The sequence below is a fragment of the Rugosimonospora acidiphila genome, assembly GCF_039543385.1.
Classification (GTDB): Bacteria; Actinomycetota; Actinomycetes; order Mycobacteriales; family Micromonosporaceae; genus Rugosimonospora; species Rugosimonospora acidiphila.
In genome coordinates, this window is record NZ_BAABJQ010000031.1 from 1 (window position 1) to 22,828 (window position 22,828).

A 22,828-nucleotide genomic window follows, 5' to 3' on the forward strand; every position below is an offset into this window, starting at 1 on the left:
CGCCGCCCACGGCTCCCACCCCGCCTACCGCAGGCTCCGCATCATCTCCGGCGTCATGGTCGCCGCGATCACCGTCATCATCACCCTGCCCGGCACCTTCCCCCTCTGGATGAAACTCGAACAGGGCGCCTGCGGACTACTGCTGCTCGGCGTCGTGGCACTGGTCAACGGCCGCACGCTGCGCTCCCAGTTCGCCTCGGCGTGAATCACCGACGCACGCTGGCGGCCCGCGCGGGCGGCATCGACATCTCCTTCAATCTCGTCGATATCAGAGACATCCAGGGCACACGGCTCGCTCAGATGGCGCCAGCCGACGTCGAGCAGCCGGTGCTGACCGCGGTGCGCATGATGTTCCTGACCGCCCGGGCCGCCGCCCGGCACATGCTGAAACAGCGGTCCGGGGTGATTCTCACGTTCGGTGGGTACGGCGACCCGGTGCCCGGCGTCGGAGGGCTTCAGGTAGCGTTCGGCGCCGTCGAGGCGCTGCGCCGGGCGCTGGCCTGCGAGCTCGGCCCGCACGGCATCCGGGTGCTGACCCTGCAGACCGGCGGGATTCCCGAGGCGATCCCGCCCGACTTCGAGGGCGGCGCGGACATCGCCGCCACCCTCGAGGCCAAGACGATGCTGGGCCGCGCGGCGACGCTGGCGGACGTGGGCAACGTGGCCGTCTTCGCCGCCTCCGACCTGGCCGCCGCGATGACCGGGACGGCCATCAACCTCACCTGCGGCTCGGTGGTGAGCTGAGCCGCTCGTTCGATGGCCGTCCCGGTGCGCGGTCAGCTCGACGGGTACTGGTAGTAGCCGCCGTACAGGTCGACAAGCAGGTCGACCGTTGACCCGCCGCCGTTGTAGAGGTCGATTGACCCGTCCGTACCGACCGGGGTGATGGTCATGTTCGCCGCCGTCTGCCCGCCCGCGAAGTCCACACTGGACGTGGTCGGTCGGGCCGCGCCGTGCGGGTACACGGTGATGTACCCGGTGGAGCTGGGGTTGGTGGCGGTCAGGTTCACCTCGACGGCCGACACCCCGGCCGCCGGGGCGTCGATGTGCGAGGCCACCGGCAGGGTAAGGGTCTGACCCGGTTGCAGTTTCGCGATGTGGCCATTGGTCCCCAAGCCGGACCGGGTGTCCATCAGCCGGGTCGGCGCCGACGGCAGGAACACCGCGGCCGTGCCATGCTGGTTGTAGTAGCCCATCAAGTCAGCGAGGAAGTCGGCCGTGCCTGGCCCGGAGTTGTACAGCGTCACCTTGCCGTCGGTCAGCGGCACCACCACCAAGGAGCAGGCGGTCTGGCCGGCGGCCCAGTCGGCGTTGGAAATGCCCGGCCGATCGGCGCCATGGCTGTACGCGGTGATGTAACCGGCCGACTTGGTGTCGGTGGCGGTCAGGTTCATCACCACCGCGGCGGCATCGGCCGGCACCCCGTTGACGCCGGCCACCTGGAAGGTCACCGTGCCCTTCGAGGCGACCGCACCGGCCGGCGCGCCCACGCCGCTGCGGGTGTCCAACAGCCGAAACGGACCGGCGGGCTGGTAGGTGTCCGCGTCGGGCAGATTGTTAATCGCGCTGGTTCCGCGCTTCTGGAACCCATACCTGTCGACGATGAGGTCGACCGGGCCGGTGCTGTGATTGTAGAAATCCACATACCCGTTGCTACCCGCCATGGCTACGGCGTGGTTGGCCACAGTCTGCCCCGCCGCATAGTCCACATTGGACGTGGCCGGCGCCGGGGTACCGTCCGGATACACCGCGATGAACCCGGAGGACTTCGCATTGGTTACTGTCACATTGACCAGCGCTCCGTCGGCCCTAGACTCGTACGGATTCGGCTGGCCGAGGAACAGCCTCACCACGCCGCCCGCCGGAACCTTGTCGGTCCCGCCGCCGCTGCGGCTGTCATAGATGCGCAGCGGGTCGCTGTCGATGAGGAGTCCGTCCCCTACGGTCGCACTACCGGTCTGGGTCACGGCCCGACCGAGCCGGTCCGGCATCGTCACCCGCACGGGATAGGTCCCAGGGTGCGCGTACTCGTGAGCGTCGGACCCGCCGACGGGGCTGCCGTCGCCCCAGTCGATATCACGTTCGGCCCCTGTTATTTCCCATGGGTCCGTCGCGGGCACGGCCGTGACGCGAACGTCACCCGGCACGATGGCGGGGTGTCCGAGCGAATCGGAGACGATGGTCGGTCCGGTTGCCACATCGAGCTGCGGCGGCGCGACCGTTCCGGCCGTCACCGTGTGCGTCGCGGTGGTATACCTGCCATTGGCCCCGGTCATGGTCGTCGTCTCGGTGTAGATACCGGGCGTGGAGTACGTGTGCGTCATCGTGCCGCCCGCGGCCACCGGCACCGCACCGCCGCCGTCACCGAAATTCACCGTGTACGTGATGGGCGCGGGCCAGCTACCCGTGTCCGACCCAATCGTGATGCTCGTCGTCAGGGGCGCCACTCCCTGCGCCGAGTCGATGGTGTCGGACAGGGTCAGCGTGTCCTGGCGCTCATAGATGCCGCGGTCCGGAGTCGGCGTCCCGACGCCGGTGTCGGCCACCATCGGGTCGTCGACGCGCGGGCTGCCGGTGAAGTCCGTGGTCAGCTCGCCCGGAGCGTTCGCGTCGGCCGAGTCGAGCAGCGGCGAGTGCTCCGCGGGTGTGGTGGCGCCGTACCCGGGGATCTCGATGTCGTGCGCCCCCTGCCCCGTACCGGCGTGGAAGGCCGCCCCCGTCTGATAGCGCGTGCCGCCCCAGGAATCCTCCGCCCCCCAATCGCGGACGTAGTACGCGTTGTAGTCACTGCGCACCCCACTCAGCGAGTCGGCGCTGACCAGCAGTCCCGCGCCGTAGTTCTCGCCGACGCAGGTATCGCCGCCGACACTGATGACGTTGTTCTCCACCACCGCCGTCGAGGCGCCGTCGATAACGATGCCGTTCCCGCAGTCCGTCAGGTTGTTGCTGGTGACGGCGGCATCCGCCACGCCGCTGAGCGAGATGGCATTCGCGCCACTGGCCATGAACTCGCTGGTCGTGATCGTAATGTGCGCGGCGCCCGGAGCGGCATCGATGAACGGGCCACGTCCGGGGTACATGTAAAGCCTCGACAGCGTCACCCTCGAAGAGCCGCCGTCGATGGAGATGGCGCTGGCCCGAGCGGAGACCGGCGTGCTCTGTTGGACCTGGATCCGGTCGAACGTCACATCCGTCGAACCGTTGATCTGAATTGATGTCACGTCAGTGTTCGTCACGACAGACAGGTAGGTGAATGCGACGTCGTGCACGCCGGAGAGCGTCAGCGTGCCGTGCACCTGCGGCGTGAAAGAGCCGTACCTGGCGAACGTGATGGGCGCCGCGGGCGTACCCGAGTGAGTGATCGTCGTTGACCCGTAGAACGTCAGGCCACCGCCGATCGCGACGGTGTCGCCGGGCGCCGCCACGGCGTCCGCCGCCCCGATCGAGCAGAACGGCAGCGCCTGGGTACCGGCGCCGGAGTCGTTGCACTGCTGCGAAGCGTTGACGTACAGCGTGGTCGGCGGATCGGCCGCCGCCGGTGAGGCCCATGCCACGGTGGCCGCGGCCACCACCAGCACCGGGGCGAAGGTGAGTAGACGACGGAACGGACGCACTATGCCTCCTCGATCGGCGGCGGACATCCGGCGGTCACCCCTGTATGCCTGCCCGGTCCGCCGGCGCGAAGATCATACGTAGCGCGCGCCGCGGTCGGATGCCCGCTCGGGCAAGACGGTCGTATCGGCAAGCCACGGGCCCGATCGTCGGAGACGGAACGGGCATCAACCTCACGTTCGGCTCGGTGGTGAGCTGAGCCGCCGGGCCGGTGCCGTCCCGGTACGCGGTCAGCTCGACGCGTGAATGAACGATCTTCCGCCCACTCAAATGGATCTTGCCAGACCACCGTGCCCTATCGTGGATCAATGGAGTTACGGGCATAGCGATGGTCATTGACCTGGGTACCGACTGGGAGCCGCGCGAGCCCGAGTCCCCGCCGCGCGGGCCGGCCCGCCGCCGGCCCAGGTCCACCGCCGTCCTGCTGGTCTGCCTGCTGCTGGTGTCCACCCTGGCCGGGGCGGCCCCGACCGCGTCGGCCTGGCGCCTGGCCACCTCGATACCGATGGCACCCGCCGACGGCTACCTGCTCTCCACCGGGCGGCTGTTCGTCACCAGACAGGGCACCGCGAACCACACCAGGATCGAGGCCTACAGCCTGCCGGACGGGCGGCGGCTGTGGCAGACCGCGCTATCCGTCCGGGCGGACCTGATCCCGAACCCCACCCCGCCCGGCGTGGTGCTGGCCCAGCTCGGCACCGCCTCGGACACCGACCGGCTCGCCGCGCTGGACGCCGCGACCGGTCGAGTGCTGTGGCAGCTGGCCGGCGCCGCGCCGCTCGACCCTTCCCCGCCCGGCGCGGCACGGGTGCTGCTGTCCGTCGGGCTGGCGGCCGGTACCAGCGAGCTGCGCCTGGTGGACGCGCGTACCGGCGCCACGGTCTGGGCGCGGACGCTCACGGCCGGCACGGTGGCCACGGTGGTGGGCGCCGGGCGGCTGGCGCTGCGCTCCCTGGGTGGCACGGCCGAGGTAATCGACGAACGGACCGGAGCGACGCTCGTGACCGGGCGGCTGGACACCGACCCGGCGTCGACCGGCGTGCCGCTGCCGGTCGGCTTCACCACCGGCCTCTACGCGATCGACGGCCAGCTGCTCGCCACGTATACCAGCCGGGGCGCGACAAGGGTGACCGCCTATGACCTGTCCACATTGGACCGGCGCTGGCACCTCGACGTCGACGACCTGGTGCTCTCCCTCTCCCCGTGCGGAGCGCTGCTGTGCGTCATCGGCGAGCGCGGCACGACCGCGGTCGACCCGGCGCGCGGAGCGATCCGGTGGACCGCCCCGCACTGGACGATGGTTGGTACGCAACCCGGCGCCCTGGTGGCCAAGGACCTGCCGGAGGTCCGCGACCGCTTCGCCCTCCTGGACCCGGCGACCGGACGGACCCAGCTGGACCTGCGAGACTGGGACCCGATCCAGCCGACGGCCCCCGACGAGTCGATGGTGCTCACCACCAACCGGCGCGGGCCGCCCGGGCTCTGGATCGGTGCCCTGCGGAGCGACGGCACCGGTGTCCAGCCGGAGGCGTTCCTGCCCGACGCTATCGCGGATGGTTGCGCCACCGACCGCCCCGGCGCCGAGGGAGTTGCCGGAGGCGCCGACCCGCCAGGCAACCCGGCTCGGCCTCGCTCCACCGTCTACCTGGCCTGCATCACGTATGACGGGCCGGTCGACGTGTGGGTCGACCGACGCTCGCCACAATGACACCCCCCGGTGTCAGGCCACCGGGGCATCTGGCGCGGCCGGCGGTACCCTGCGCCGACGGCGCAGCCACAGCACCACCAGCGCGGGTATCCCGAGCACGACGGCGAACGGCAGCACCGCACCGAGGATCAGCAGCAGTACCCGCAGGGCCCCGGCGAACGCGTGCCAGCCGCCCGTGAGCCCGGCCCAGAAGCCGCCCTCGGGCTTCGGCTCCGGCTTCGCGACGGCCGCCTCGGGGCCGAGCAGGCTCACCGTGACGGTGGACAGCGTGGTCAGATCGGCGAGGTCGCGCTTCCTGGCCTCGAGCGACTCCAGGTCGGATTCGCGCTGGGTGAGCTGGCTCTCGATGGAGGTGATGTCGCTCAGCGACTGGGCCTTGGCCAGCAACGCCCGTACCCGATCCACGCTCGCCTGCTGGCTCTGGATCCGGGCATCCAGGTCGATCACAGTCTCGGTGACGTCGTCGCTGGTCACCTTGCGGGACACCTCATGGCCGTCGAGCCGGTCGCCGATGTCGTCGAGGACGCCGCCGAACTTCGCCGCCGGAATCCGCAGCACCAACGTCGCCGTGGAGTGCCCGGCGTCGAGGTTCCGGGTGTCCCCGCCCACGAAACCGCCGGCCGCGGCGGCCATCGTGGTGAGCTGCGCGGCGGCGGCATCGACGCTGTCGACCCGCACGGTGATCGAGCCGGTGTAGATGATGCTGCGCTGGATGCCGTCCACCTGCCCGGTCAACGAGCCCGGAACGGTCTGCGCGTTGGCACCGGCGCCGGCCTTGGCGTTCGCCCCCTGACCCGAGCCGGCCTGACCCGAGCCGGCCTGACCCGAACCGTTGTCCTGGCCGGATCCGCCGCCCTGTGCTGGAGCGGCCTGTGCGGGAGCCTTGGCGGCGCCGCCCGCCCTCGCCGCGCCGCTGGAGCTGCTGGCACCGCCCGAGCAGGCGGTCGAGCCGGCGGCCATCGCCAGCCCCGTGATGATGAGAGCGGTGGTTGCGCACCACCGGCGGAAAGGCTGTCTCATGCCGGTGTGACGACCGCCACCCCGGTCGCGGTTCCCCGGGGCGGAGCCACGGGTAGGTCACGATCGGATCGACGGATGGCCACGCGCCCGGCGGGACCGACCCACCGCCGCCCGACGGGCCGGCCGACTCACCCGCGGCCGGGCGGGGCTGCCCGGCCTCACGGCGTGGGCTCGACGACCGTCCAGTACTCCTTTGGCAACTGGGTGAGGGTGTCGGCGAAGTCCTTGCCGTCCACCGCCTCGCGCAGCGTCGCGAGTACCGCCGCGACGCCCGGCTGCGCCCGGTCCGGCGGCAGTTCGGCGTGCACCCCGACCCGGCGCATGAACTCGGCCAGCCCGAAGCGTTCCGCGTTCTCCGCGGTCGGCAGCATCCAGTCGCGCAGCCGCGGCGGAAGCTGCTCGGCCAGGTCGCTGGCCTCTCCCCCGCTGATCCGTTCGGACAGGGTGACCAGTGTCGCGCGGCTCATGGCGTTGGCCTCGTTCCGGGAGGCCCCCATCCGTACCGCGACGGCCTGGATGAACTCGTCATAGTCCACGTCGCATTCCCTTCGAACCACGACGCGACTACCCGTCGTCCGCCCGGCCAAACGCCCCCGGCCCAACCCGCCCCGCCGACCGGCCCGGCGGAACAGCCCATCCCGAGAAACAGCCCGGCCCGACGGGACGATCGCCCGCCGGGCCGGTCAACCCTCTGGTTCAGCGGCCGCGCCGCCGGGCCCGGATGTAGTTCGACACCACGTACCGGCCGAGGTCCGCCGCGTCGGGGGTGAACACCCGCCCGCCGCTGCGCCGGGCCACCGCGTCCACGAACCGGCGCAGCCCCTCGTCCTCGCCCAGCATGAACAGGTTCAGCATGGCGCCGTACCGGGTCAGCTCGTCCACCTCGCGCACCGTGGCCCACACCGTCTCGCGGGCCGGCGGCCAGGCGAACACGGCCTCGCCGTCGTCCAGCAGGTGGGCGGTCGGCTCGCCGTCGGTGACCACCAGTACGACCGGCTCACTGTCCGAGTGCCGGCGCAGGTGCCGGCCAGCCAGCCGCAGCGCGTGCTGCAGGTTGGTGCCCTGCACCATGTCCGGCTCGACCGCCGCCAACTCCTGCTGCGACAGCGGCTGCGCGTACCGGCCGAAGCCGATGAGCTGCAACGCGTCCTGCGGGAACCGCGTCGCGATCAGGTGCGAGAGGGCCAACGCCGTCTGTTTCATCGGCCCCCACCGCCCCTCGGAGATCATCGAGAAGGACAGGTCGACGCAGAGCGCGACCGCCGCCGAGGAACGGCGCTCGGTCTCCGCGATCTCGAAGTCCTCGACCTCCAGCAGCACCGGCGTGCCGCCACCACCGTGCGAGGCGACCCGGCGTACCGCGTTGCCGATCGTGCGCACCACGTCGATCTGCTGCTCGTCGCCGTACTCCCAGCGGCGCGACGCCCCGGTCAGCTCACCGGCCGCGCCCGCGTCGCGCAGGTCGTGCTGGCCCCGAGGCCCCCGCTCGAGGTCCGCGAACACCTCGCGCAGCGCCGTACCGCCGAGCCGCCGCAGCGCCTTGGGGCTCAGCGTCAGCCCCTCGGCGTCCCGGGTGACCCAGCCCTGCCGGCGCAGCTCCCGCTCCAGCTCGCGCAGCCGGCGCACGTCCGCCCCGGCCTCCCGGCCGAGCAGCCGCTCCACCGCCTCCACGTCGATGTCGTCCAGCGTCGCGCCCGGATGCTCCTGCCCGAGCTGGTCGAGCAGGTCGTCGAGGTCCGAGAGCTCGCCGAGCACGCCGGCCGCCTCGCCGTACCCGAGCCCCCGCTCGCCCCGAACCTGGGACCGCCGGCCCCATGGCAGGTCCGGACGCAGCGTGCGCAGGCTCGCGTCCAGCGAGGCCATCTCGCCGGCCAGGTCGGCGTCGCCGAGCGCCTGTTCCATCAGCCCGGCCAGCTCCTCGCGCTGCTGCGGGGACAACGAACGCATCAGCCGCTCGCCCTCCGCCGCCCGCCGGGCCAGCGACTCGACCAGTTCGTCGACGCTGCCCGGCCGCTCCGGAAAGAACTCGCCGTGCTTGCTCATGAACTCGGCGAACGCGTCGGCGGTGTCCTCGCCGCGGGCGTGCCGGTCGAGCAGACCGTTGAGGTCGTGCAGCATGTCCTTCAGCCGGCGGTTGGCCTCGGCCCGGGCGGCCGGGTCGGCGTCGCGAAGCGCGTCCCGCATTCCGGAGAACCGCTGCTCCAGCACGTCCTGGCGCAGCCCGTCGAGGATCTGCTGGTACAGCTGACGGGCCTCGGCGCTGGCCCACTCGTACCCCTCCAGCTCCTGCACCGCCTGGGCGGTGGAGCGGGGCAGATTGTCCAGCACCGCCTCGGAGAACCGGGCGTCGTCGTCGTCCCGTCCGCTCAGCTCATCGCGCTCGGTGGCCAGTGCCTGGTCGAGCAGGGCCTGGGCGCGGGTCACCGCGCCGTCCAGGTTGCCCCGGCGCATCGCGTCCCGGCGCATCCGGCGCGCCCGCGCGGCCAGGTCATCCAGGCCACGGCCGGAGCGCGGGCCCCGGCGCAGCAGATCCCGCAGCGCCTCGCGCAGGCTGCCGCCGGCCAGCACCTCGGCGCCGACCTGGTCCACAGCCGCGCGCACGTCGTACGGCGGCGCGAGCGGGTCCGGCCCGCCCTGGAAGGCGCCGTACCGGAACCGGTTACCGCTCATGCCGGATCCTCACGGGAAGAGCGGCTCCGCCGCGCTCGCCCAACTGGTGCTCGCTCATGACGAGCGCCGCCCGCCGGGCCCGTACACGGTCCGGCCGTCCTCGCGTTGCTCCTTGGACAGCCGGCGGGTCAGGTAGAGCCCCTCCAGTACGAACTCGATGCCGGCCGCGGCCTCACCTCGGCTCGGCGCGTCGCCCATGCCGAGCCGTTCCAGCACCTTGGCCAGGCCCGGTACGGTGCCGACCTGGCGGAGCAGCTCGTCGGCGGCGACCAGCTCACCGGTCTCGATGACCTCGCCTTCGGCGACGATCTCCGTGAACCCGGACAGGTCCAGCCCGGCCAGCCGGGCCCGGAACGTCTCCGCGGTGGCGGTGCGCAGCAGGTGCCCCAGGACCTCGATCTCCCGGCCCTCCTCGCCGCTCTCGAACTCCACCTTGCCGCGCAGCGTGCTGGTGACCGAGGCGGTGTCGCCAACCCGGGCCACCGGCTCCGCCTCGCCGAGCAGGCCGGCGCGGCGCAGCGCGGACGCGGCGACGGTCTCGGCGGCCGCGATCGCGAAGCGGGCGGACACGCCCGAGCGGGAGTCGACCGACGACGATTCGCGAACCTCCCGGGTGAACCGGGCGATCACCTCGATCACGTGGTCCGGTACCTGCGCGACGACCTCAGCCTCCTGCCGGATGAGGTCGATCTCCAGGTCCAGCTCGATCGGGTAGTGGGTACGGATCTCCGCACCGAACCGGTCCTTGAGCGGCGTGATGATCCGTCCCCGGTTGGTGTAGTCCTCCGGGTTGGCGCTGGCCACCAGCAGCAGGTCCAACGGCAGCCGCAGCTGGTACCCGCGTACCTGGATGTCCCGTTCTTCCAGCACGTTGAGCAGCGACACCTGGATGCGCTCGGCGAGGTCGGGCAGCTCGTTGATGCCGAAGATGCCGCGGTTGGTGCGCGGCACCAGGCCGAAGTGAATGGTCTCGGGGTCGCCCAGGGTCCGGCCCTGCGCCACCCGGATCGGGTCGACGTCGCCCACCAGGTCGCCGACGCTGGTGTCCGGGGTCGCCAACTTCTCCCCGTACCGCAACGAACGGTGCAGCCAGGCCACCGGCAGGTCGTCCCCGGCCTCCTCGGCGAGCCGGCGCGCGGCCGGCGTGATGGGGTGGAACGGGTGCTCGTTGAGCTCGGAGCCGGCGATCACCGGGGTCCACTCGTCGAGCAGGTTCACGAGCGAGCGCATGACCCGGGTCTTGCCCTGGCCGCGCTCGCCCAGCAGCACCATGTCGTGGCCGGCCAGCACCGCGCGCTCGACCTCGGGCAGCACGGTGTCCTCGTACCCGACGATGCCGGGGAACCGGGGTCGGTCCTCGCGCATCCTGGCGAGCAGGTTCTCGCGCAGCTCCTGCTTGACCGTGCGGTACCGGTGGCCGGCCGCGCGGAGGGCGCCAACCGTGCGCGGCAGGTCGGCGGGCGGGGTCGGGGTGATCGTCTGCGGCGTTGAAGTCACCACTCGACGCTAACGCGGCGAAGGGTGCATCGACACCGGCAGGCGGGGAACGGCTGGTTACTCGTCCAGGTCGTGCAATATGCCGGTAAGGATCTCCGCGGTGCGGCCGGGCGGATCCGCCTCGACGCAGAGGATCTCCATGGCCTCGGCGTAAAGATCTACGTCGTCCCGTTTGTCGAGATAGAGCGCGCTGGTGAGCTGCTCGATATAGACCACATCGGGCAGTTCCGGATCTGGGAAGCGCAGGATGCTGAAGGCGCCACCGGCCGCGGCGTGCCCGCCGACGTGGAACCCGATCACCTGCAGACGCACGTTCGGCATCTTGGTGACCTCGATCAACGCCTCGATCTGGGCGCGCATCACCTTCGCGCCGCCGATCGGCCGGCGCAGCACGGCCTCGTCGACCACCGCCCAGAGCTGGGCGGGGCTCGACCGGCTCAGCAGCTGCTGCCGCCTGATCCGCAGGCCGACCCGGCGGTCGATCTCCTCGCCGCTGGCCTTGCCGTGACCGAGCCGGACCACCTCCCGGGCGTAGTCCTCGGTCTGCAGCAGGCCCGGAACGAACTGCACCTCGTAGGTGCGGATCAGCGAGGCCGCCGCCTCGAGGCCGAGGTACGACTGGAACCAGCTGGGCAGCACGTCGCCGAACCGGTGCCACCAGCCCGGCGTGTTCGCCTCGCGGGCCAGGGTCAACAGCCGGTTGCGCTCGTCATCGTCGTCCAGCCCGTACAACCTGAGCAGGTCGGAGACGTCGCGCTCCTTGAAGCTGACGCGGCCCAGCTCCATCCGGCTGATCTTGGACTCGGACGAGCGGATCTCCCAACCGGCGTCCTCGCGGCTGACCCCCTGGGCCTCCCGCAGCCGGCGAAGGTGCGCGCCGAGCAGCATGCGCAGCACGGTCGGGCCGCCGCCCGCGCCACCTTCGTGCCCAGCCGATGTCACGCTGACCTCCTGGATCCCGATGACGGCCGTCGAGCACCGCCCCCTCGGTGCCCGGGTAAGCATGCCATGGACGCTGGGTGATGGAGCAACCGTGGACCCGGACATCCCGGCGGAACTCGCCTATGGGCCGAGACAGACCCGGCCCATAAGGACGGTTGATGCCTTATTGGAGGAAGTTGTCGAAATCGCCATCTCGTGCGCCGCCGATGAACGCGGCGATTTCGGCCTGCGTGTAGATAAGTGCCGGACCGTGCGGATCCCGCGAGTTCCGGATCGCGATCCCGCCGTCCGGCAGGCCGGCCAGCTCCACGCAATTTCCGCTCGGGTTACTGCGGCCGCTCTTCTGCCAGATCACGGCGGGCAGCTCACCGGCTGGCATGCCGTTATAAGTCGGGTGCATGAAGTTCCTCTACCAGGTCCCGGGGAGGGTACGAGGAACGACCGAATGGCCTCCCCCGCTCCATCCGATTGAGATCGGTCCTCGCGTGGCGGAAGCTTCTGCACGGGCGCGATGCACGTGCATCGGCTCTTGCGCATGCAAGGCACGACGAGGATGATATCTCATGTGCATCCGTACTTGTCCGTTTACGCTGGGTGGTCAGGCGGCGGATCGCTGACGCAAGTTGGGGCCCCGCGCAGCGCTAATCGCCCGGTCAAGGACTTGCGCACACGACGGAATCAGCCAACGAGTAGTCACCCACGGTAAGGGACGAGACCGTTGATGGATCCCCTGGCGCTCGTGGCCGGAGCGGCCGCGGTATCGGCGATCGGCGCGGGCTGGCACTGGTATGGCCGAGCCAGCCGAGCCGAGGCGGAGGCCACCCTGCTACGCGGCGAGCTGCGCGCCGAACGGCACGCGGCCCGGCACGACCCGTTGACCGGCCTTCCCAACCGGCGCACCTTCTACCAGCGCGGGGCGGCGATCGTCGCCGATCCGGCGCACCGGCCCCTGGCCGTGGTCCTGCTCGACCTGGACGACTTCAAGCTCGTCAACGACGAGTTCGGGCACGCCGTGGGCGATGAGGTACTGGTCACCATCGCCCGGCGCCTCGCGGCGTACGCCGGCGACAATCTCGTGGCCCGGATCGGCGGCGACGAGTTCGCCGGGCTGTTCGCCAACTCCGTCGCGGGCGGCTCCGGCCCGTACCCGACGGGTCAGCGGCTGGCCGAGGCGCTGTCCGCGCCGATGCCGATCGCGGGGCGGACCCTGACCGTCACGGCCTCGGTCGGTGTGGTGCCGCTGATCGGCTACGCCGACCTCGCCGGGGCGCTGCGCGACGCCGACGACGCGATGTACCGGGCCAAGCGCCACGCCCGCAGCGCCGGCCGCGTGCCCACCTGGAGCGAGACCGCCTCCGGTGCCGCCATCAACGGCACCGTAGTCAACGGCACCGCAGTCAACGGCACTGCGGTGGGCGGGACCGGCGGCGGAGCCAACGGCACCGGCTCCGCGCCGGCCGCCAACCACGCCACGCCGGCGCTGACCCTCATCGCGTCCGGCGGCGCCCAGCTCAGCGCCGCGCCGGTGAGCCCCGCCCCGGCGGCCATCACCGCGCCCAGCGCGGTCCCCGCCCTGGCGAGGGTCGCGCAGCCCCGCGCCCTCCCGCCCGGCGCCACCCCGCCCAGCGCCCCCGGCGACCGGCGGCCCCGCCCGGCGCAGTCCTCGCTGGCCGAAAGGCCCCTACCGGCGTCGCCGCACTCGGCACGCCCCCTGGTCGACGTGACCGTTCACACACCAGAGTAAGTAGGAGGACCCTGCCCAATGGCAGCACCAAACATCGACCCCGACCATCGCAACGCGGCCGAGGTCGCGCCCACGGACAGCTACCGGCCAGCCGACCCGGTCTGGATCTACCGGGGCGGGATGTGGCGCTCCGGGATCGTCGAGAGCGCGTCCTCGCGGGCCGCGACGGTGACCTACCGGCCGGCCGGGTCGCGCGGCACCGGGGTGGACACGCTGACCGCCCGGTACCTGCTGGCCCGGGCCGAGGCCGACCCGACGCTGGATCGCACGCAGGAAAGCTGAGCTTCCGGGGGGACGAGGCCCCGGACCCACCCCTTCCCCGAAAATGATCATCGAGGCGGCGCGGGCAGGGTGGCTGCCGGGGAGGCCGGCCGCACATTATGCCCCCTGATGAGGGCGCCGAAACCCGGTGGCGCCGCCTTCCAACTTTCGGGTGTATCTGGCGGCTACCGCCCGGGAACCCAACCCCAGCCCGGATAGCGTGAAGCCGTGCTCGGTCTCCCAGGAGACGTCACGGCATGCCTGTTCGATCTCGATGGTGTGCTCACTCAAACCGCCTCGGTACACCGGGCGGCATGGCAGGAAACCTTCAACGACTGCCTGAGACGGTGGGAGCCAGAGAGTGAGCCGTTGGCGCCTTTCGATCCCGCCGCTGACTATAACGACTATGTGGACGGCCGACCCCGCGCCGACGGGGTCCGATCGTTCTTCGCGTCCCGGGGCATCACGGTTCCCGAGGGCGAGCCTGACGATCCCCCCGACCGGGACACTGTGTACGGCATCGGCGGCCGCAAGAACCAAATAGTGCTGCGCCGCATCCGCGAGGACGGGGTCCAGGTGTTCGACGGCGCGGTCGAGTACCTGCGCGCCGTCGAACGTGCCGGGCTGCGCCGCGCCGTCGTCTCCGCCAGCCAGAACACCCGCGAGGTGCTGCGCGTCACCGGCCTGACGGACCTCTTCGAGGTGATCGTGGACGGCGTGGTCGCGAAGGAAGAGAAGCTGCGCGGCAAGCCCGAACCCGACACCTTCCTCGCCTGCGCGAAGCGGCTCGGGGTGGAGCCCCGCGCGGCGGTGGTATTCGAGGACGCGGTGGCCGGTGTGGCGGCCGGGCGGGCCGGTGGATTCGGCTTTGTCGTCGGCGTGGACCGTGTCGGGCACGCCGAGGATCTGCGCCGCAACGGCGCGGACGTGGTCGTGGAGGATCCCGTCGATCTGTTGGAGAAGCAATGACGGACCACAGCACCTATCCGATCGAGCCGTGGCTGGTTCGCGAGACGCGGCTCGACCTGGATCGGCTGGCCCATTCGGAGTCGATTTTCGCGCTGTCCAATGGACACATCGGGCTACGCGGCAACCTGGATGAGGGCGAGCCGCACGGGCTGCCGGGCACCTACCTGAACTCGTTCTGCGAGCTGAGGCCGCTGCCGTACGCGGAGGCGGGGTACGGCTTCCCCGAGTCCGGCGAGACCATCATCAACGTCACGAACGGCAAGCTGATGCGGCTGCTCGTGGACGACGAACCGTTCGACGTGCGCCACGGCGAACTGCGCTCCCACGAGCGCACCCTGGACCTGCGCGCCGGGACTCTGGAGCGGGCCGTCGAATGGGTCTCCCCGGCCGGCCGCGAGGTGCGGGTCCGGTCCACCCGGCTGGTCTCGTTCACCCACCGGGCGGTGGCCGCGATCTGCTACGAGGTCGAGCCGCTCAACCAGGCGGCCCGGTTCATCCTCCAGTCCGAACTGGTGGCCAACGAGGCCATGCCGCCGCGCAAGAAGGACCCCCGGGTGGCCGAGGTGCTGCACGCGCCGCTGGCCGCCGAGGAGCACCTGGCCCGGGACGCGGGTGGCCTGCTCATCCACAGCACCAAGGCCAGCGGGCTGCGGGTGGCCGCCGCCATGGACCACCTCGTGTACGGGCCGGACGACACCCTGGTGGACACCGAGGCGTTCCCGGACTGGGCCCGGACCAGTGTCGCCTGCGTACTGGAGCCCGGGCAGCAGTTGCGGGTCATCAAGCTGATCGCGTACTCGTGGTCCGGTCGCCGTTCGCTGCCCGCGCTGCGCGACGAGGCGGGTGCCGCCCTGGCCGGGGCGCGGCTCACCGGCTGGGACGGGCTGTTGGCCGGCCAGCGCGAGTACCTGGACTTGTTCTGGCGCGGCGCCGACATCCGGGTCGACGGCGACCCCGAGGTGCAGCAGGCGATCCGGTTCGCGCTGTTCGAGGTGCTCCAGGCCGGGGCGCGGGCGGAAAACCGGATGATCGCCGCCAAGGGGCTGACCGGACCGGGCTACGACGGGCACGCGTTCTGGGACACCGAGACCTTCGTGCTCCCCGTCCTCACGTACACCCATCCGGAGGCCGCGGTGGGGCCGCTGCGCTGGCGGCACGACACGCTGGACGCCGCCCGGGATCGGGCCGCCACGCTGGGACTGGCCGGCGCCGCGTTCCCCTGGCGTACGATCCGGGGCCAGGAGTGCTCCGCGTACTGGCCGGCCGGCACCGCCGCGTTCCACATCAACGCCGACATCGCCGACGCCTGCCTGCGGTACGTGCACGCGACCGGGGACCATGACTTCGAGCGGGACTTCGGGGTGGCCCTGCTGGTGGAGACCGCCCGGCTGTGGCGCTCGCTGGGGCATCACGACCGGCACGGCCGGTACCACATCGACGGCATCACCGGACCGGATGAGTACACGGGCGTCATCGACGACAACGTGTACACCAACCTCATGGCGCAGCGGAACTTCAACGCGGCGGCCGACGCGGTCATCCGGTACCCGCAGGTGGCCCGCACCCTCGGCGTCGGCCAGGAGGAGGCGGCGTCCTGGCGGGACGCGGCCAAGGCCATGCACCTGTCCTACGACGAGGAACTCGGCGTGCACCAGCAGTCCGAGCGGTTCACCCGGCACCCGGAGTGGGACTTCGAGGCGACGCCGCAGGAGAAGTACCCGCTGCTGCTGCACTACCCGTACTTCGACCTGTACCGGACCCAGGTCATCAAGCAGGCCGACGTGGTGCTGGCCATGCACTGGCGCGGTGACGCGTTCAGCGCAGAGGACAAGGCCCGCAACTTCGCCTACTACGAGGAACGCACGGTGCGGGACTCGTCGCTGTCGGCCTCCACTCAGGCGGTGATGGCGGCCGAGGTGGGCCACCTGGACCTGGCCTACGACTACCTGGGCGAGGTCGCCCTGATGGACCTGCGCGACCTCAATCACAACACCGAGGACGGCATCCACATCGCCTCGCTGGCCGGCGCCTGGCTGACCCTGGTGGCCGGCTTCGGCGGCATGCGCGACCACGACGGGCAACTGTGCTTCGCGCCCCGGCTGCCGCACCAGATCGAGCGGCTCGACTTCGCCCTGCTATGGCGCGGGTTGCGGCTGTGGGTCAGCGTGGGGCCGGAGGAGGTGACCTACGAGGTACGCGACGGGGACTCCCCGGAGGGCGCCCAGATCGAGCTGTTGCACTACGGCGAGCAGGTCATCATCGAGGTCGGCTCGCCGGTCACCCGGCCGATTCCGGAGATGCCGCCGGTCGGGCCGGCGCCCCGTCAGCCGGCCGGGCGGGCCCCGCGCCGGCGCAACGGCGGCGACCCGAGCAAGCAGTCGAGCAAGACCGACGCGCTGTCCGATGAGGACAGTTAAACCCGGTCCGGGCCACGCGATTCGATAAGTGCCGCCATGCCGTCGAGGATGCGCTCCAGGCCGAAGTCGAACTCGGCGTCCGGCGGGTCCGCCCGGGTCATCACGCCGGACGCGATGAGCCTTTGCGCCGGGGCCGCATCAGTCCTGATAGGACGGTAGCCGCAGCGGCGCCACGTCCGCCTCGCGCGGCGGGGTAAGCGCGGTCACTACGGCGAATCCGGCCGCCAACAGCGCGGTGTCCGTGTCCGGATCGGGTGCCTCGCCGGCCTCGCCGACGGCCGCCTCGACCTCGCCCACGCCCTCCTCGGTGATGCGCGTCTGCACCGCGCCGAACGAGGCCAGCCGCGCCTCGCGCAACCCCCGCACCTGTTCGCGGGGCAGGTTGGGCACGTTGAGGTTCATCGCGAACTGGTCGGACAGCAGCGGCAGCAGCCGGCCGGCCAGCCGTGCGGCGGTCTCCCAGTACGCCCGCTCGCCGGGCCCGCCGGCCAGGTCCAGCGATACGGCCAGCGCCGCCCGGCCGTGCGCGGCGCCGGTCAGCGCGGCGCCGACGGTACCCGAGTGCAGCACCGACCGCCCGGTGTTGGAGCCCCGGTTGATGCCGGCGAGCACCACATCGGGCGGCGGCCCGAAGGCGCCGCGGGTGGCGCTGAGGACGATGAACGCGGGTGGCGCGTCGACCGCGAAGACGGGTACCTCGGCCAGACCGTCCAGTTCGCGCGGTGCCACCGGTACCTTGCCGTCCCGTTCCATGATGGCGATCGACGCGCTGCTGCCGCTGGACTCCGACATCGGGGCGGCGACCACCACGTCCAGCCCCGCGTTCCGTGCGGCGATCGCGAGCTGGCGCACCCCTTCGGCGGCTATCCCGTCGTCGTTGGTGATCAGGGCGCGCATCGCCACCCCCGGGGCGGCCGGTATTCCCGCCGGCCGGCGCGACTCCGGCTCGCTGCGCCCCCGGGCTCGCCCAGTCCGGCCGTCACGGCAGCTCGATCCGCTCGGCCAGATCCTGGGTGCTGGTTCGGATTTCTGGCCGCTCCGAGGCGCCACGGACCTGGTCGGCGGCGTTGCCGATCGGCACCAGCCTGACCCGTTCACGCAGCTGCCGCACCGCGGACCGCTCGCCGGTACCCAGGCCGTGCCGGGTCACGTTCAGCGCGCCGGCCGCCGCGCCGCAGCGCACCGCCTCAATGCCGGTCTCCCCCGAGGCGAGCGCCGCCGCCAGGCCGGCGGTCAGCGAATCCCCGGCGCCACGCGCGTCGGCCGCCTCCAGGCTGGGCGTGATCACCTCGTAGATGACGTCGCCGATGAGCGCCACGGCCGGCCGCTGCGCGCGGGTCACCACCACCGTCTTGGCCCCCGCCGCCCGCAGCCGGCAGACCGACGTCATCAGGGAGTCGATGTCGGTGCCGACGCCGAGGTCCTCGTGGCTCACCCGCACCATGTACGGCTGCCCCGCCAGCACCGCGTCCAGGTGCTCCCCGGACAGGTCCGCCACCACCCGCCGCCCGTTCTGACCCAGGTCGATGGCCAGCCGCCGGAACGTGTCGGGCGGCACCACGGTGGGGTGCGCCGCACCGCTGAGCACGCACAGATCTGCCGCCAGCCCCTCGGCCAGCGTCCTGCCGTACAACTCGTCGAGTTCGTGCCGGGACAGTGGCTCGCCGGCCACCTCGGCGACGTCCACCCGGGAGCCGCTGCGCCGGTCGTGCACGTAAGCCCCATTGCGCGAGTGCCCGTAGACCGCCCGGACGGTGATCCCCTCCGACGCGATCAGCGGTTCGAGCACCCGCCCCACCTCGCCACCGAAGGCCGCGCACAGGACGACCGGCACGCCGAGGGCGGCGATCATCCGGGCCTGCCACACGCCCTGGCCGCCCGGGTGTAGGTGGATCTCCTGCCCCTCGCCACGCCGCTCGATAGTTACCGTGAGTTGCGGCGCTGGCGCGAAGACCATGACGGAACCGCTCACTCCCTGACCTTTCCCTGGCGCCGCCCTCCTAACCTGACCCTTCGCCACCATCCGGCGCCGCCGGGGGTTTCGCCCCTTCCCACCGCGCGGAAGCCATCCCTGCCCGTTTCGGCGACGGCCGGCCCGAAATGGCATGCGTGTCCGATGCCGACCGGGGGCGGCGACTCGGGGCGAGATGCCCGACGGCGGGTCCGCGGCCCGGCCGGCACCATTGCTGTCCACAAAGGACGCGGCTGGACGAGCGGCGGTTACGTCGCCGGGGGTCAGTCGAAGAACCGGGCGAGATGCGAGGACTGCGGCCCCGGCTCGCCGTCGGCCAGCGGGGTGAGGTCGGCGAACACGCTCGCGCCGTCGCACGCCGCGTGCAGCGGGTACCAGCGCGGTGACCCGTCATGCCGGTCGCAGATCCCCTTGATGGTCTGCACGTCCAGGTACCGCACGTGGGTCGGGTCCGCCACCGCGTTGACGAACCGCCACCACGGGCTGATCACGTGCAGCATGCCGCCCGGCCGCAGCACCCGATGAACATCGTCGATGAGGGACAGGAAGTCGATGAGGTGCTCCAGTACGTGGACGGTGAACACCGCGTCGACCGAATGGTCGGCCGCCGGTACGCCCTCGCGCAGATCCGACACGATGTCCACGGCCGGCGTCGGGTAACGGTCCACCCCGATGTTGCTCGGGTACTGCTTGGTCCGGCCGCAGCCCAGATCGAGGATGCTCGGCTCGCGGCCGGACACCCGTACCCGCGACCAGACCCCGTACACCCCGTCGATGCGGCCCACCAGGTCTCGCACCAGGCGCAGCAGGCGGTCGTCGGGCACGTCGCCGGTCAGGTGCGCCACGCCCCGGTCGAAGCGCACCTGCACGGAGACGCCGCGCAGCCGGTCGTCGTGGCCGAAGAGGTCCAGTGCCGCCTCCGTCAGGTACCGGTCGAGCAGCGCCCACCGGCCGGTCGACACTGCCGTGTGCTCTGTCACCACCACTGCCGGCACCTCCCAGTCGGCAGGCGCGTTACCCCGGCGCGCGGGCTTCACACCGGGACCACGGCGCGCCGCCCGCGCGCCACGCCGGGAAATCTCGCCCCGCTCTGAGCCCGCGACCGCGATGCGGAGTCTCGGCCCCCTTCCCGATCGGGACGGAGGCCGAGACTGGTGCCGGGGCGGCGCCCGGCTACCCCGCGGCCCCCGCGATCGCGGCCGACGGTGGCTGGAAGTTGACCACTGGTTGCCCGGTCAACGCCGTGTTCAGCGTGTGCGCGACGGCGCTGTTCACGCTGGACGACACCCCCTCACCAGCAAGATCGCTGGGGTTGTCCGGGTCCGCCGCGATCGCCGCCGCCGCCAACTGCGGCGTCACCCCGACGAAGGTTTCGGTCGCGTTGTTCTCGGTGCTGCCCGTCTTCCCGGCGATGGGCCGGCCGCCCATGATCGATCCCACCTCCGGCGCCGTGCCGCCGTCGCAGCGGCCGAACGCCGACTGCTCGCCGACCGGGCAGCGGGCGGCGTCCAGCGCCGCCCGGGCGATGTCCGGAGCGACCGCCGGCCGGCAGTTCGGATTGGCCGCGGCCATCGAGGCGCCACCCGCGTCCTTGATGGACAGCACCGGCAACGGATCGCAGTACCGGCCGTCCGCCCCGACCGCGGCGTAGGCGTTGGCGAGGTCCAGCGGGGTCGTGTCGGCCACGCCGAGGGTGAAGGAGCCCCAGTTGATGGCCTTGACCCCGGCCAGTTCGGCGTCCGCCGGCGCCCGGAAGGTGATGCCCAGCCGCTGCGCCATGGCCACCGCCTGCTCCGGCCCGATCTGCTCCTCCAGCCAGACGAAGTACGTGTTGACCGAGCGCCCGAACCCGTTCCACATGGTCCGCGGCCCATCCATCCACGACGGGTTGTCGTTACCCGGGCACCAGTACCCATTGCAGCTGCTCGAACCGTTCGCATACCACTTGGTCTGCAGCTTGGCCGGCGAGTTGAACTCGGTCGACAGCGTCTTGCCGCTCTCCAACGCCGCCAGCATGGTGAACATCTTGAACGTCGACCCGGACGGATAGCCCTGGATGCCGCCGTCGCCGCCGATGAACTGCGCGGTGCTGTTGGGATAGCTGACGCCGCCCGGGTTCGGATCGAGCGAGTAGTGCCGGTTGACCGCCATCGCCGCGATCCGACCGGTACCGGGCTGCACCACGGCCAGCGGTAGCGCCATCGGGCTGCCGTACCCGTAGACCGACAGCGAGTTACTCAGCGCGCTCGCCTGGGTCTTCGGGTCCATCGACGTGACGATGGTGTACCCGCCTTCCTTGAGCGCGTCCTCCCGGTCCTGCACCGTCTGGCCGAACTCCGGCTGGTTGGCCCACCACTGGGTCAGGTAGTCGCAGAAGTAGCCCCAGTCGTTGTGCTGCTTCGGCACCGCCGTGCAGTTGTTCGGCAGCACGCTGACCTTGATGTCGACCGGAGCCTTGTCCGCGGCCGCCGCCTGCGCGGGCGTGATCACCTTCATCTTGGCCATCGCGCCGAGCACGTACGTGCGGCGGGCCAGCGCCGCGTTGCGGTCGCCGAACGCCGGGTTGTCCACGTCCGGAGACTGCACGATCCCAGCCAGCAGGGCGGCCTCCGGCAGGGTGAGCTGGCCCGGCGCCTTGCTGAAGTAGGACCGGCTGGCCGCGTCGATGCCGTACGCGCCGTTGCCGAAGTATGCGATGTTCAGGTACCGGCGCAGAATCTCCTGTTTGGAGAACTTCTTGTCCAGGGAGATCGCGTACCGCATCTCGGTTATCTTGCGGCCCGCGTTGTTGGCCGTGGCGTCCACCCGCCGCTGTGGCGACAGGTTCGGATCCTCCTTGAGCACGTTGCGCACGTACTGCATGGTCAGCGTCGAGGCGCCCTGCTGCGCGTTGCCGCCCTGGCCGTTGGACACGAACGCCCGGATAACGCTGCGCAGGTCCACGCCGCCGTGCTGGTAGAACCGGGTGTCCTCGGACGCGACGATCGCCTTCTGCATCCATGGGGAGATAGCGCTCAGGGAGACATCGCTGCGCCGTTCATCGTAAAAGTTCGTGATCAGCGTTTTGCCGTCGTTGGCGTAGACCCGGGTGATCTGGGCGTTCTGCGGGATATGCAGATCATCGGGTGGATGATTGTAGATATAGGTGACTCGGTTGACGATCAGACCGCCGAGCCCCACCGCCGGAAACGCGGCTACCGCCAGCGCGGCGCCGGAGAGTATGCCGGAAACGGCCAGACGAGACAGCTTGCCGCTGAAAAAACGATCGAACACGCAAAAGATCGTTCACGGGACCCGGGTGAACCCGGGTCACCTGCACGAGGTGACTTTGCGCCGGCGTAGCTGTCCACATTGGACGGTCTCAGCGGGGACCGGGCGAGCCGGCGGCGGAAGTGATCGGATCACCCGGCACGCCAAGCCCGGGGGCGCACTCGTCACCGCGCGGGCATCAACGGCGCCCGGTCGATTCCGGGAGAGAGATTCGCGGAAAAGGGGTGCAGGGAAAGATCGACATGTATCATATCCTCTGGTGCGGCCGGCGTCCCCCCGTGCGCTCGGCCGCACCACCAGCATCGGCGCCCTCGGCCACCGATCGCCCCGGTCCAACGACGGGGCTCCGCAGCGGGGTCGCACCCGAGTGCGACGGGTCGCGCGGCATACGCCCCGCAGCTGAGTCGCCGCCGTGGAACCGGGTCCACCCACGATGGTCCGCCATCAAAGACGCGCCTGGAGCGCTACTCCCGGCCCGGCCTCCGGTGACCACTCCCCTGGCGGCCGTGCGGAGCGGTTAACCGACAAGCCGACCCGGCAATCAAATCCGGCGCGTCTTCCCCCGTAGATGACCACCGCGAGTTCTCGGCGGACTTCCGGCCATCGCATGCGGCATTGGATGCTCCGACGTTTGGCCCAACCGGACGTGATCATACGCAGCAGCCGCGCAACGGTGTCAATGGCTTTAGTCAGGGCCGGCGGTGTTGCGAATCGGACCGAACATTTCTCGGCGGCACAGCGCCGGC

17 protein-coding genes and 1 pseudogene are annotated in these 22,828 nt (G+C 71.2%); 7 read left to right on the top strand and 11 right to left on the bottom strand.

Translation table 11 applies throughout. From position 1 onward, the window contains the following. A pseudogene (locus ABEA87_RS34750) lies at positions 1-205 on the top strand (hypothetical protein); the annotation flags it as partial. Beyond that, complete coding sequence (locus ABEA87_RS34755; protein ID WP_345637013.1) at positions 202-744, top strand: SDR family oxidoreductase; 543 nt, start codon at positions 202-204, stop codon at positions 742-744. The pseudogene ABEA87_RS34750 and the gene ABEA87_RS34755, both read left to right, overlap by 4 nt. Positions 745-776: 32 nt before the next feature. On the opposite strand, the gene ABEA87_RS34760 is transcribed toward ABEA87_RS34755, so the two are convergent. Further along, positions 777-3,614: a PKD domain-containing protein gene (locus ABEA87_RS34760; RefSeq protein ID WP_345637015.1), complete on the bottom strand. Its 2,838-nt coding sequence runs from the start codon at positions 3,612-3,614 to the stop codon at positions 777-779. Positions 3,615-3,940: 326 nt separating this feature from the next. Between ABEA87_RS34760 and ABEA87_RS34765 the strand changes: the two genes are divergently transcribed. Then, a complete protein-coding gene (locus tag ABEA87_RS34765; protein WP_345637017.1) occupies positions 3,941-5,320 on the top strand; it encodes an outer membrane protein assembly factor BamB family protein in 1,380 nt (459 codons plus the stop codon). Positions 5,321-5,332: 12 nt separating this feature from the next. Here the strand turns inward: ABEA87_RS34765 and ABEA87_RS34770 are convergent, their stop codons facing one another. The 6 genes from ABEA87_RS34770 to ABEA87_RS34795 form a co-directional block, all read right to left on the bottom strand. Further along, positions 5,333-6,340, bottom strand: a complete 1,008-nt coding sequence (locus tag ABEA87_RS34770; RefSeq protein WP_345637020.1) for a DUF4349 domain-containing protein — start codon at positions 6,338-6,340, stop codon at positions 5,333-5,335. 158 nt (positions 6,341-6,498) lie between these two features. Then, positions 6,499-6,876 (bottom strand): DUF2267 domain-containing protein, encoded by a 378-nt coding sequence (locus ABEA87_RS34775; protein ID WP_345637022.1) that lies wholly within the window; start codon positions 6,874-6,876, stop codon positions 6,499-6,501. A 160-nt stretch (positions 6,877-7,036) separates the two neighbouring features. Beyond that, complete coding sequence (locus ABEA87_RS34780) at positions 7,037-9,010, bottom strand: vWA domain-containing protein (RefSeq protein WP_345637024.1); 1,974 nt, start codon at positions 9,008-9,010, stop codon at positions 7,037-7,039. A gap of 54 nt (positions 9,011-9,064) precedes the next feature. Continuing rightward, positions 9,065-10,507 (bottom strand): magnesium chelatase, encoded by a 1,443-nt coding sequence (locus ABEA87_RS34785; protein ID WP_345637026.1) that lies wholly within the window; start codon positions 10,505-10,507, stop codon positions 9,065-9,067. A gap of 57 nt (positions 10,508-10,564) precedes the next feature. Next, positions 10,565-11,395: a helix-turn-helix domain-containing protein gene (locus ABEA87_RS34790; protein ID WP_345637193.1), complete on the bottom strand. Its 831-nt coding sequence runs from the start codon at positions 11,393-11,395 to the stop codon at positions 10,565-10,567. Positions 11,396-11,612: 217 nt separating this feature from the next. Beyond that, positions 11,613-11,849, bottom strand: a complete 237-nt coding sequence (locus ABEA87_RS34795; RefSeq protein WP_345637028.1) for a DUF397 domain-containing protein — start codon at positions 11,847-11,849, stop codon at positions 11,613-11,615. 321 nt (positions 11,850-12,170) lie between these two features. Here ABEA87_RS34795 and ABEA87_RS34800 point away from each other — a divergent pair, with 321 nt between their 5' ends. The 4 genes from ABEA87_RS34800 (at position 12,171) to ABEA87_RS34815 (ending at position 16,840) form a co-directional block, all read left to right on the top strand. Next, the gene (locus ABEA87_RS34800; protein WP_345637030.1) at positions 12,171-13,193 is read left to right on the top strand and encodes a GGDEF domain-containing protein; all 1,023 of its coding nucleotides are present in this window, start codon (positions 12,171-12,173) and stop codon (positions 13,191-13,193) included. Between the two features lie 18 nt (positions 13,194-13,211). Continuing rightward, positions 13,212-13,475: a hypothetical protein gene (locus tag ABEA87_RS34805; protein WP_345637032.1), complete on the top strand. Its 264-nt coding sequence runs from the start codon at positions 13,212-13,214 to the stop codon at positions 13,473-13,475. Between the two features lie 207 nt (positions 13,476-13,682). Then, positions 13,683-14,423, top strand: coding sequence for a beta-phosphoglucomutase family hydrolase (locus ABEA87_RS34810; protein WP_345637034.1), 741 nt, complete (start codon positions 13,683-13,685; stop codon positions 14,421-14,423). Next, a complete protein-coding gene (locus tag ABEA87_RS34815; protein WP_345637037.1) occupies positions 14,420-16,840 on the top strand; it encodes a glycoside hydrolase family 65 protein in 2,421 nt (806 codons plus the stop codon). The genes ABEA87_RS34810 and ABEA87_RS34815 overlap by 4 nt, the downstream gene beginning before the upstream one ends. Before the next feature lie 138 nt (positions 16,841-16,978). Here the strand turns inward: ABEA87_RS34815 and surE are convergent, their stop codons facing one another. From surE to ABEA87_RS34835, 4 genes are all read right to left on the bottom strand, one after another. Further along, positions 16,979-17,737, bottom strand: a complete 759-nt coding sequence (gene surE / locus ABEA87_RS34820; protein WP_345637038.1) for a 5'/3'-nucleotidase SurE — start codon at positions 17,735-17,737, stop codon at positions 16,979-16,981. Between the two features lie 82 nt (positions 17,738-17,819). Beyond that, positions 17,820-18,812, bottom strand: coding sequence for a PfkB family carbohydrate kinase (locus ABEA87_RS34825; RefSeq protein WP_345637040.1), 993 nt, complete (start codon positions 18,810-18,812; stop codon positions 17,820-17,822). Positions 18,813-19,075: 263 nt separating this feature from the next. Next, on the bottom strand, positions 19,076-19,798 hold the full coding sequence (locus tag ABEA87_RS34830) for a methyltransferase domain-containing protein (protein ID WP_345637043.1): 723 nt from the start codon (positions 19,796-19,798) through the stop codon (positions 19,076-19,078). A gap of 187 nt (positions 19,799-19,985) precedes the next feature. Continuing rightward, positions 19,986-22,085 carry a transglycosylase domain-containing protein gene (locus ABEA87_RS34835; protein WP_345637045.1) on the bottom strand — a complete coding sequence of 700 codons (2,100 nt, stop codon included), beginning with the start codon at positions 22,083-22,085 and terminating at the stop codon, positions 19,986-19,988. Positions 22,086-22,828: the final 743 nt, after the last annotated feature.

Excerpts from the sequence above, each read along its gene's own strand:
- ABEA87_RS34765 (WP_345637017.1), top strand. The coding sequence starts at position 3,941 with ATGGTCATTGACCTGGGTACCGACTGGGAGCCGCGCGAGCCCGAGTCC.
- ABEA87_RS34770 (WP_345637020.1), bottom strand. The coding sequence starts at position 6,340 with ATGAGACAGCCTTTCCGCCGGTGGTGCGCAACCACCGCTCTCATCATC.
- ABEA87_RS34780 (WP_345637024.1), bottom strand. The coding sequence starts at position 9,010 with ATGAGCGGTAACCGGTTCCGGTACGGCGCCTTCCAGGGCGGGCCGGAC.
- ABEA87_RS34790 (WP_345637193.1), bottom strand. The coding sequence starts at position 11,395 with ATGCTGCTCGGCGCGCACCTTCGCCGGCTGCGGGAGGCCCAGGGGGTC.
- ABEA87_RS34795 (WP_345637028.1), bottom strand. The coding sequence starts at position 11,849 with ATGCACCCGACTTATAACGGCATGCCAGCCGGTGAGCTGCCCGCCGTG.
- ABEA87_RS34800 (WP_345637030.1), top strand. The coding sequence starts at position 12,171 with ATGGATCCCCTGGCGCTCGTGGCCGGAGCGGCCGCGGTATCGGCGATC.
- ABEA87_RS34805 (WP_345637032.1), top strand. The coding sequence starts at position 13,212 with ATGGCAGCACCAAACATCGACCCCGACCATCGCAACGCGGCCGAGGTC.
- ABEA87_RS34815 (WP_345637037.1), top strand. The coding sequence starts at position 14,420 with ATGACGGACCACAGCACCTATCCGATCGAGCCGTGGCTGGTTCGCGAG.
- surE (WP_345637038.1), bottom strand. The coding sequence starts at position 17,737 with ATGCGCGCCCTGATCACCAACGACGACGGGATAGCCGCCGAAGGGGTG.